General features: G+C 68.5%; 7 protein-coding genes. 1 reads left to right on the top strand and 6 read right to left on the bottom strand.

Translation table 11 applies throughout. The annotated features are described in order from the left end of the window. Positions 1–120: 120 nt before the first annotated feature. Genes tagF through tssK form a run of 4 tightly spaced genes read right to left on the bottom strand, consistent with a single transcriptional unit; the run spans position 121 to position 7,070 of the window. Complete coding sequence (gene tagF / locus J2739_RS27725) at positions 121–765, bottom strand: type VI secretion system-associated protein TagF (protein ID WP_309907742.1); 645 nt, start codon at positions 763–765, stop codon at positions 121–123. Continuing rightward, entirely contained in the window at positions 762–4,367 is a 3,606-nt protein-coding gene (gene tssM, locus J2739_RS27730) for a type VI secretion system membrane subunit TssM (protein ID WP_309907744.1), read from the bottom strand. Before tssM ends, tagF begins: the two co-directional genes overlap by 4 nt. Beyond that, positions 4,364–5,692, bottom strand: a complete 1,329-nt coding sequence (locus tag J2739_RS27735) for a DotU family type VI secretion system protein (protein ID WP_309907746.1) — start codon at positions 5,690–5,692, stop codon at positions 4,364–4,366. Before J2739_RS27735 ends, tssM begins: the two co-directional genes overlap by 4 nt. A 46-nt stretch (positions 5,693–5,738) precedes the next feature. Beyond that, on the bottom strand, positions 5,739–7,070 hold the full coding sequence (gene tssK / locus J2739_RS27740; RefSeq protein ID WP_309907748.1) for a type VI secretion system baseplate subunit TssK: 1,332 nt from the start codon (positions 7,068–7,070) through the stop codon (positions 5,739–5,741). A gap of 285 nt (positions 7,071–7,355) precedes the next feature. On the opposite strand from tssK, the gene J2739_RS27745 reads away from it, so the two are divergent. After that, positions 7,356–7,730 (top strand): VOC family protein, encoded by a 375-nt coding sequence (locus J2739_RS27745; RefSeq protein ID WP_309907750.1) that lies wholly within the window; start codon positions 7,356–7,358, stop codon positions 7,728–7,730. Between the two features lie 205 nt (positions 7,731–7,935). On the opposite strand, the gene J2739_RS27750 is transcribed toward J2739_RS27745, so the two are convergent. Both J2739_RS27750 and J2739_RS27755 read right to left on the bottom strand, forming a co-directional pair. Next, the gene (locus J2739_RS27750; protein ID WP_309907752.1) at positions 7,936–8,283 is read right to left on the bottom strand and encodes a hypothetical protein; all 348 of its coding nucleotides are present in this window, start codon (positions 8,281–8,283) and stop codon (positions 7,936–7,938) included. A 349-nt stretch (positions 8,284–8,632) separates the two neighbouring features. Next, positions 8,633–10,113, bottom strand: a 1,481-nt coding sequence (locus J2739_RS27755; RefSeq protein ID WP_309907754.1) for a DUF637 domain-containing protein, incomplete at its 5' end; no start/stop codon positions are given.

Below are 10,113 nucleotides of genomic sequence, written 5' to 3' on the forward strand. Positions count from 1 at the left end.
TCGCCCGCCGGGGCGACATCCCGGCTCCGGCCTCGGAACAAGCGCAAGGCCAAATCGAGCACCCAAGGCCCTCACCCCAACCCTCTCCCGCAAGCGGCAGAGGGAGCAAGACCGGCGTACTCATGGCCCTGCCTCCTGGCGCACGCCCGGCTCGCTGTTGAAGCCGAACAGCGCCTCGAACTGCTCGTCCTGCGGCAGGCCCTGGCTGGTCATGCCCGGGCCGCGCTCGGCGCCGGGATCGGTGAACCACAGCGAGTGCCCGACCTCCGGCAGCGCCAGCGGCGCATGCTCGCCGGTGTCCGGCTCGGCCGCGTAGCCGGCGAACAGCTCATTGAGCCGCGCATCGAAGCGCAGCGCATCGAGGTCGTGCTCCAGTCCCTCGAGGGCGGCCTGGGCAGCGAGCGTCCACCAGCGCTGCGTGCGTGCCAGCACCTCGCCCTGCAGCTCGGTGCGCGACGACACCAGCTCGGCCGCCAGCGTCAGCGGAAAGTAGCGCCCGACGCCATCGACCGAAGGCATCAGCACGCCGAGCCAGCTGCGGCCATCGATCACGCCTTCGCTCAGCACGAAGCACCACAGCGGCGCCTTGAGATAGCGCTCGGTCCAGTCGCTGCGCCGCGCGCGCAGCCTGGCGAGGCCCTGCTGCAGCCAGCGATCCCAGGGGTCGCGGAACAGCGCCGGCATGCGGCGCTGGGCGAAGTCGCCCATGCCGGGCAGCTTGCCGAACCAGGCCGGGGCGGCGGTCGAGCCCGGCTCCTCGCTCACAGGCCCTCCGGACAGGCGAACTCGCGCAGCTCGCGCAGGCGGATCGGATGCTGCACGCTGTTGGTCGTGACCTCGAAGCGGGTCTTGCGCGCGCCGACCTGGAAGGTGATGAAGAACTTCTCCGGCGCGTCGCCGGCCTCGAGCTGCCCATCGTCGAGCACGCGGAACAGGGCCCAGGGGCCGTCGACCGCCATGCCCGAAGGGCCGCTGGCCGAAGGCGGGCTGACCTGCAGCCGGACCTGGTTGGTGCCCTTGGGGCCCGGCCATTGCACGGCCATCGGCACCACCGGGCCATGCGCGTACTTCACCAGCTGGCCGTCGACGTCGAGGATGAACTGGGTGATGCCGTCATCCATCTCGACCGGCTTGAAGTCCAGCCGCATCGCGGGCGTTCGGCCGGCGGCGCGGAAGAAGATCTCCTTGATGCGCGCCGCGCGCTCGAACTGCGCGACCGCCTGCACCGTGATCGCGCCCTGCTCGGCCACCGGCTTGTAGCGCCAGGGGCGTGTGCTGGTGTCGACCAGCGCGGCCAGGCGCTTCTGGAAGAACTCGTCCATCAGCCCGCCGGGGCCGAACATCTGGCCGAAGTCCTCGGGCAGCACATCGCGCTTGCTGCTGTTGACGAAGGGGTAGCGCCCGGCGATCGCGCTCTTGCAGAACTCAGTGACGGGTCGCAGGTCCAGGCTCAGGCTGCCGCGCTCGGCCACGCGGGCCTGGGTGGCGCCGGACTGGCTGAGGTTCTCGACCATCGAGCGCACCGGCTCGGGCAGCCGGCCGGCATCGGACTTGAGCTTGCCCGCGACATCGCCGGGCGGCGGCGAGCTGCGGCTCTTGACCGCGGTGTCGACCGCCGTCAGATAGACATAGACCTCGTTGAAGAGCTTGAGCGCGTCGTCGATGGGTGCGGGACCGCCCGGCGTGGGCGCGCTGACCAGGCGGCGCAGCTCGGCGAAGCGGTCGTCGACGATGCTCTCGATGCGCTTGCCCGCGGCCACCGCCTTGTTCGGATCGCCGCCGAACAGCTCCTCCAGGCCCTTGCGCGTGTTGCGCACGGTTTCGCTGGCCTTGGCGACCACGTCCCTGCCCTGCGGCTCGGCCGGCGTCAGCGTGGTCTCCTTGACCACCGCGCGCAGGAAGCTGGCGAGCGGCGAGCCGACGCCCGACAGGATGCGCGCGCTCTCGATGTTCTTCTCGAGGCCGCTGGCGCGCACCAGGCGCACGTCGGCCAGCAGGGCCTCCCACACCTTCACGTATTCCTCGAGGTAGAGCCGGCGCACGCGATCGGTCAGCGCGCCGAGCGCGGCCGCGTCGCGCAGCCGGTCGGCCGCGCCGCGCTCCTGGCCCAGCACCCACGGGTCCTCGGTGGCCAGCAGGCCGGTGACGACGGTCACTTCGTTCTGGAAGCGCTTGTGGTAGCCGTCGTAGGTGAACAGGCCCGGCACGCCGTCGGCGAGCGGCTTGCCGCTGGCGCGCTCGAAGACCAGCGGGCCTGCCGGACCGGCGGCCGCGGCAACGCTGAAGGGCGGGATGTCCTTGCCCAGGCGCTGGCGCTTCAGGCGGCTGAAGACGCGCTGCTCCAGCGGATAGCTGGCGAGCACGGCGCGCACGTTGCGCACCAGGGCCTCGTCCATCTTGAGCGGCGAGCGCGGCGGGCCCTGGGCGATGAGCACGTCGAGCTGGTCCTCGAGCAGCTTGCGCTGGTCTTCGGGGATGCCGCGGTCGAGGTTGCGCGCCCAGTCCAGGGTGATCCAGGCCTTCAGCGCCTCGGCGTCGAAGCGCTCGGGCTGGTGCAGCATGAGGTAGGTCTTGAGCGCCTCGTAGCTGAACTCGAGGTTGTCCTTCTGCGCGGTGCGCAGCTGGTCCTCGATGCGCTTGGCCAGCTGCGGCAGGAAGACCTCGTTGAGCGCGCGCTGGTGCGCCAGCATGGCGGCGGCGTTCAGCTTGTTGCCCTGATAGAGGCCCAGGGTCATCGACAGGGGCTCGTCGCCGTCGCGGTTCTCGGGCACCTTCCAGATGCTGCGCAGGCCCTGCAGCACGGGCGCGACCTCGACCAGGTTCTGCACGCGCGCCGGCAACGCGGCCAGCTGCTGGCGCGCGGGCGCGACGCGCGCATCGACGGCCTTCAGGTACTCGAGGTTGCGCCAGGCGCTCCAGCCCCAGCCGGCCAGCAGGCCCAGCGTCACCAGCGCCATCGCCGTGAGGGCGGCTACGCGCAGACCATGGCGGCGGCGCTCCAGCTTGACGTCGGCGCCGGCCAGGCGCTGCTCGGGAAAGATCACGTCGCGCAGCAGCGAGGTGAGGAAGTAGCTGCGCCCGCTGCTCTTCTGCGGCGGCAAGATCGCGCGCTCCAGCCCGAAGCTGCGCGACAGCGCGCCCATCACGCGGTCGATCGGGCTGCCCTCCTGCGTGCCGCTGGTGAAGTAGACGCCGCGCACCCAGGGCGGCTGGGTGAAGCGGGAGCCGGTGAAGACCTGGTCGAGCAGGTCCGACAGCAGCGGCTCGATGGCGCCGAACTGCGCCGGGAAGCCGAAGATCGCGGCGCGCCGGGTGCCGTCGGTCTCGCGCTGCATGCGCTGGATCAGCGCGTCGTCGACGCGTGCGTGCAGCAGGCCGAACTCGCGATGGAAGGCGGCGCCGAGCCCTTTCTCGTCGACGATCGCGCCGTCCTCGACCGGCAGCGTGAAGCCGAAGACCTGCGCGCGCTGCTCCTTGCCGAGGTCCGCGAAATACTCGCCGAAGCCGTAGAGCAGGTCGCTCTTGGTGACCAGCACGTAGACCGGGAGGCGGGTCGCGAGCTTGGCATCGAGCTCCAGCAGGCGTGCGCGGATCGCGGCTGCGAGCGTGCTGCGCGCCTCGGCGTTCTGGGACAGCAGGTCCTGCACGCTGACGGTGAGGAACACGCCGTTGAGCGGACGCCGCGGGCGCACTTTCTTCAGCAGGCCGAGGAAGCTCTCCCACGCGCCCTTGTCGTCGGCCTGGTGGCTGTCCTGCGTGGTGTAGCGGCCGGCGGTATCGATCAGCACCGCGTCGTCGGTGAACCACCAGTCGCAATTGCGCGTGCCGCCGATGCCGCGGATCGCGCCGGGCCCGAACTTCTCGGCGAGCGGGAAGGACAGGCCCGAGTTGACCAGCGCCGTGGTCTTGCCCGCGCCCGGCGCGCCGATGAAGACGTACCAGGGCAGGTCGTAGAGATAGCTGCCGCCCGAGAGCGAGAGCCAGTCGCGCCAGCCCGGCTTGCGGCCCGCCGCGTGCAGGCGCATCTTCTTGAGGGTGGCGACCGCGTCGGTGAAGCGCGCATCCAGCACCTTGCGCTCGCCGCCGTCGTCGGCGGCAGCGGCCGGCGCGGCGGGCGCCCTCGTCAGCCCGTCGGTCAGGTGCTGGCTGGCCTTGCGCACGCGCCAGCGGCGCCAGGCGGCACGCAGCAGCACCAGCAGCACGATCACGCCGATCAGCATCGCGCGCGAGAGCTCGCTCTCCAGCGGGGCCAGTTCGCCGATGCGCACCAGCGGCCCGATCCACCAGATCAGCAGTGCGACGACGACGAGCGCCAGCAGCGTCAGCAGCACCGGATGGAACAGCCATCCGAAGAGCTTCTTGATCATCGCTTGACCTCCGACAGCTCGGCGGCCACGCGCTCCGGCGGGCTCAGCAGGACGATCTCGACGCGGCGATTGCGCGCGCGGTTGGCCGGTGTGTCGTTGGCCGCGACGGGCTCGGCGTCGGCCTTGCCGTCGGCACGCATGCGGGCCGGATCGACCAGGGTGGACAGCGCGCCCTTCACCGCATCGGCGCGCGCCGCCGACAGGTGCCAGTTGGAGGGATAGCGCAGGGAGCGGATCGGCTGGTTGTCGGAATGGCCGGTGATCAGCACCTCGCCCTTGACCTCGGCCAGCGCCTGGCCGATGCGGTTGAGCACCGGCAGCGACTGCGCCATCGGGTCGGCGCTGCCGGAGCCGAAGAAGCTGTCGCCGCGCAGCCGCACGGTGCTGCGATCCGCCTCGTCGGTGACCGTGACCAGGCCCTGCTTGACCTCGGGCTCGAGGAACTTCGCGAGCCGCGGGGACTTCGCCAGCACGGCCGGGGGCGCGATCTGCACGTTGGGCACGCGCAGGCCGGACACGGCCGCATAGGTGGCGTCGGAACGCTGGTTGAGCGCCAGCCGGAAGCCGAACCAGGCCAGCGCCAGCAGCAAGGCGAAGCCGGCCGCGAACACCCACATCGGCAGCGACTCGCGCAGCCGCATCGTGCCGGCGCCCTGTCCGCGCCAGTGCGGCGAGAGCTCGGCCTCGACCGGCGGACGGTCCTTGGCGATCAGCTCGGCCAGGCGCTGGCGCACGCTGTCGAGCTGCGCGCGGCCGTTCTCGACCACGCGGTAGCGGCCCTCGAAGCCCAGGGCCAGCACGCTGTAGATCAGCTCCAGCAGCTGCCGGTGCGTGGGCACGTCCTGCGCCAGCTTGGCCAGCAGCTGGAACACCTTCTCGCCGCCCCAGGTCTCGTTATGGAACTGCACCAGCAGGCTCTGCTTGTTCCAGCCGCCTTGCACGCCCCAGGGAGTGTTGGCCACGGCTTCGTCCAGCGCCGTGCAGAGCACGTAGCGCGCGGCCAGCACCGACTCGTTGGAGATGCCGGCGCGGCGCGCGGCGGCATCGAACTGGTTCACCGCATCCGCGGTCGAGGCGCGCAGCGCCGCCACGTTCGGTGCGTGAACCCTGTTGCGCAGCTGGCCGACCAGCACCAGCAGCTTGCCGGCGGCCGACACCAGCGGATTGAGCAGGCCCAGCTCGCCGACATCGGACGGCAGCGGCTCGGCGCCTTGGCCCATGGCTGCAGGCGGCGGCATCGGCGCCGGGCCGCCCGGCCCGCGCGGCTTCGGCTTGATGACCGTGCGCTCCGACTCGAAGGCGGCGAAGGGGTCCGGGGTGGTCATGGTGTGCTCCGGCGGAAGGCGCGGAAGGGTGATCGGCGGCGCGCGCCTAGGACCGGATGGCCCAGAAGGCAAGGTCGAGGCCGGGGAAGTCGCCTGCGATGTGCATCGCCATGCCGCCCGACTGCTCGAGCTGGCGCCACAGGTCGCTGTTGCGGGTCTCGAGCTCGAAGTAGTTGGCGCCGCTGTGGAAGGGGATCTGCCGCGGTGCCACCGGCAGCGGCATCAGCGTGACGCCGGGGAGCGCCAGGTTGACCAGGTCGCGGATGCGCTCCACCGGGCCGATCTTGACCTGCGTGGGGAAGCGCGCGCGCAGCGCCTCGCCGGGCATCTGCGCGTTGACCGCGAGCACGAAGGTGGCGTTGCGCCGCAGCTCCACGTCGGGAATCAGCGCCACGCGCACGCCGTGCTTGCGGTCGTGCAGATCGATGCGGATGGCCGACTGTTCGAGCACCATCGAGAGGCTGCGCCGCAGGTCGTCCATCAGCGGCTTGAAGCTCATGGCCAGGTCATCGTGGACATAGGGCGCGAAGCGGGCCACGCGGCGCGCGTCGCGGAAGCTCGCCAGATCGCCGGCCAATGCCAGCGCCTGCTCGAAGAAGCGCTGCGGATGCAGCGTCGCGCTCCTGGCGAGGTGCGCGAACACGGCCTCGTTGCGGTTGACGGTCTGCAGCAGAAGAAAGTCGGCGATCTCGGCCACGCCGCCGGTGCCGCTCTGCGTCATGCGCCCGGCCAATGCCTCGCCGCGCTGGCGCAGCAGGCCCAGCAGCTCGTCGAGCCAGCCGCGAATGACGGCGTGGCCGGCGACATCGAGCAGCGGCGGCAGCAGGGCGCGGTCGAGCTGCACCTGGTTGTCGGTGCGGCGCTCGACCACGCGGGCGACGTTGAGCGTGGTCCAGGCATCGGTGGCGTCGCCGGCGCGCAGCAGGCGGGCATTGAGCGCGCCCAGCTGCAGCACGGCGGTGCGTTCGCCGGCGGTGTTCGAGTCGGGCACTTCGGTTTCGAGCACGCGGTGGCGCACCAGGTCTTCGTAGGCTTCGGCGTCGGCCTCGCGCGCGCCCGCGCGGCGCAAGGGGAGGGCCAGCACCACCGCCTCGTCGCGCATGGCGGAGGGAATGTCGATCGGCTCGGGCAGCGGATCGACTGCCGGCATGTCGAACACGGTGCCGTCTCCGAACACGCCCACCGCGCGCACCAGCGCCAGCTTGCCCAGCGACAGCGAGGCCTGGTCGATCTCCAGCTCGGCGAAGCCCCAGGCATAGGGCGTGGTGGTCCGCAACAGCAGATGCCGCGCATGGTCGGCATGGCGCTCGCTTTGCTGCAGGTGCTGGGGCTGCAGCAGCATCCCCTCGCTCCAAACCACTTTAGTTCGCCAACTCATCCGCGCTCCATCGATAGCGGGAGGGCCCCGCCGGATAGGAAACATCTAGTTTCGGGCGCGGGGCAGGCGCGGCAAATCTGGCTAATGGCCTAGGGCGGCGCGATTGACTAGTGCGAAGGGGTTAGAGCGCGGCGAAGGGGATGGCCAGCGGCTGGCGGGCGCTGCGCCGGGCGATCGGGGCGCGATCGGGACGATATGGGCCACGGAATGCGGGCGGGCTGCGCTCCTACATCGGCGATTCGTTCGGCTCGCAGAATGCAGGTTTCGGCTTTCAAGGAGATGACGATGCTTCAGCAGTCCCCGATGTATGCCTACATCCCCGCGAAGGACGTCGCCCGCGCGCGGCAGTTCTACGAGCAGAAGCTGGGGTTCAAACCGAAGACGGAAACGGCTGGCGGCGTGGTCTACGACTGCGCCGGAGGCACCAGCTGCTTCCTGTACCCGACGCCCAACGCAGGCACCTCGCAGGCCAGCCAGGCCTTCTGGCAGGTCGCGGATATCGAGAGCGAAGTGGCCGAATTGAAGAAGCGCGGCGTGGTGTTCGAGGATTACAAGATGCCGGGGCAGGACGCGAACGGGATCATGAACCAGGGCGGGGCGAAGGCGGCCTGGTTCAAGGATACGGAGGGGAACATCATGGCGGTGATCCAGGGGGTGTGAGGGGGGCCGCTGTGCTGTGTCGCGCTGTGCGTGATCGGCATGGGATGAGTTGGGGTCGTGATCGAGCTGCTCGACCCAAGTGGCGACGGAGAGTGGTGAACTGTGAGCGAAGGCTCAATCCGGCAGTTCAACGATCCGCTCATCGCAGCTTTCGTCGAGGAGGAAATCTCGCCAGGCTTCGAGGGCGCGACGGTAGGTTTCCAAGCTAACCCTCCCCCCCCGGGGCACCATCCATGATGGCGTGTTCAAAGGTAGCGCCATTTGGTCGAAGCACCACCGTCCAAGCGTTGCCCGTGCATTGCCATTGAGGAATTCGACCATTGGCGACATCTTCAATTGCCTTGAATGTGGCCTGAATCACGTACTCCGAGGTCACATCATCGCAAAGCTGAGAGGGCATATATTGGTCCTCGCCTCGAAGGTCCTCCGTGCTTCTCCCGTCCTTTTCGATAAGCTTGAACGTTCTAAGCCGCCACGGCGTAGAGGTCTTAATTCGAACTGGCAATCCATCTTTGTTGCCCGGACGAACCAGAGTTCTCAATTTGAGTTTCATTTTTCTTGCCTCAAAGGTCATCTCTACCCCTGAGTGACCCGAGCCGGTCGGTGAGGCGTTGCGGGGATCATCTCGAACTTGACTCGATTCGCCTTAAGGCTCAAGGAGTTTGGCCGCCCTGAGCTGGCGCACCGGATCCCAATGCAGCGGAGGTTTCAGTCGACTGCTCCACCAGGTCATTCCGTCTGCGATCCACTTTTCTCGAATCCTTCCGTGCGAACTGGATGCATCGTCATAGCCGAATTCCGTCCCGCAACATGGACAGATGTTGTAGGTGGGACACCCCTGACTGTCGTATGGAGGCTCATCCAGGCTCGCGTAGCCGCATACCGGACAGGTGAACAGAAGGTCATTGGGCATAGAAGTAGTCTAGGTTTGATCCTTTGCCATGGACGGCAGGATCGGGTTTGTAATAGGTTCGGATCTTCCTGTCTGAGGAGATCACACCGAATTCATCCGTTGCCGGATTGAAGCGAACCACGTCGCCATTTGGTCTATTTTTCTCCAGGACATTGTCGGGTTTTGGCCCAGTGAGAAATTGTCTGGCCCTTGCTTCATATTCGGTGGCGCTTCTGGCCTCGAAATCGCCTCCGTGCCGCTCGAAGTGATCTTGAAGCTTGGCCTCATCTGCAAACTTCACTCCGGAGCGCTTGGAGACGCCTTTTCCCCCATCCCCATCAATAACCGAAAGACCGAGAACTGCGGCGAACAGCGGGGGACTGGTGGCTAGCGTGTCGCGCACATATTGGTCGACCGGGTTGCCCTCGTCGGAGCGACCGTTCTGCATCCGCGTCACCGCGGAAGAAAGCTCGTCGGGGCGATACGGGCTGTGGCCCGCCAGATCACTCAAGAACTTTGCTGCAGCCATGCTGGGATCGAGCTTCGATGTGGCTTCATCACGGGTGCGTGCATAGATGGAGCGTTCGAGCTGTCGATCGGCCACACAAGCTGTGTCGCCGCCGCACATGCTCGTGATCCTGGCGTCGCTGAGCAGATCGATCTGCGCCTGCGCCTGAGCCGCAACACCCTCGCAACTGGAAGGCCCCATGCACCCTTCGCCTGCGGCAAGGATGCGTTGCTGCATCTTCGGATCGCGGATCTGTTCCGGGTGTGCGAGATAGTTGTTCGCCGCCGCATTGCTGCCGGCCTGACTGCCGATGCTGATCTGGCTTGCATCCCCACCCGTGATCGCAACGGCAATCCCGCTCACCATGGCCGCGAACTGGACGGTGTCGGCTTGGCGCCCATAGGCCTCAGCAGCGATCTCGCCGATCGCCGCACCCAGCGCACCCGCCCCGCAGCCGCTGGCGCGGTCTGCTCTCGCCACCCCCACCATGCAGCCTGCGATCGCATGCGCGGCCTTGTTGGTGAACTCATCCAGCGTGCCGTCGACCGTCAGATCGCCGATGGCATTGGCGCCCTGCGCCGCCACCGTGTCCAGCAGCGCGGCCTTGATCCCCTCGCTCAGGTTGCGCTCGAAGCTGCCGCCGTTGATGGCCGTGCCGATCACGGCCCTCGCGACACCGGCGGTCAGGTTCTGCCCCAGCTGTGTCATCAAGGGCTGCGCACCTCCTCCCGGGGTCGGCAAGCCTGTCGGGTCGAGGTTCAACCCCGCCAGCACGCCGCCCGTGACGATGGCATTGAGCAGGCTCTTCACCCCGGCACTCGAGCCCAGCTCGTGCAGCGCTCCACCGACATCGCCCCGGTTGTTGATCAGCGCCACGCTCGCCTGGCTCGCCAGCGCCGTGACCCCGGCCTGCACCGCGCCCCCGACGACCGTGCCGGCAGTCCCGCCCACAGTCGCGCCCGCGCTCGCGCCGAGGCCCGATG

Origin of the sequence: Variovorax soli, from assembly GCF_031454625.1 — a bacterium.
GTDB lineage: Bacteria > Pseudomonadota > Gammaproteobacteria > Burkholderiales > Burkholderiaceae_C > Variovorax > Variovorax soli_A.